The 513-nt window shown below is 66.7% G+C and carries 1 protein-coding gene; it reads left to right on the top strand.

Annotation, left to right across the window (positions count from 1 at the left end):
• On the top strand, nucleotides 1-513 hold a 513-nt coding region (locus tag ELR45_RS39280), incomplete at both ends, for a zinc-binding metallopeptidase family protein (protein WP_205857372.1).

Raw genomic sequence — 513 nt, forward strand, 5'->3', positions numbered from 1 at the left:
GAGACCGACGAGACAACCCGTGCCGTCGTGGTGCACGCCGACACCATCGGCTGCATGGTCAAGAGGATCAAGGAGAACGGCCGCATCGAGGTCGTCCCCGTCGGCACGCACAGCGCACGCTTCGCCGAGGGCGCGCACGTCACGGTCTTCGTCGACGACCTCACTCAGATCTACACCGGCACCGTTCTGCCACTGATGTCCAGCGGGCACAACTTCGGCGAAGCCGTCGACACGCAGGGGGTCGGCTGGCATCAGGTCGAGATACGCCTCGACCAAGACGTCGCCAGCCGGCAGGATGTCTACGACCTCGGCATCCGTGTCGGGGACTTCATCGCCCTCGACGCCGCCCCGCAGATCACCCCCAACGGCTACGTCAAGTCCCGGCATCTCGACGACAAGGCCGGCTTGGCGGCCTGCCTGGCGGCGGTCAAGGCGCTGATCGACCATGGCGCGATACTCCCGGTCAGCGCCTACCTTCTGGTGACCATCGGGGAGGAAGTCGGCATGGGCGCC

Source organism: Phytoactinopolyspora endophytica, from assembly GCF_004138495.1.
Taxonomy (GTDB): domain Bacteria; phylum Actinomycetota; class Actinomycetes; order Jiangellales; family Jiangellaceae; genus Phytoactinopolyspora; species Phytoactinopolyspora endophytica.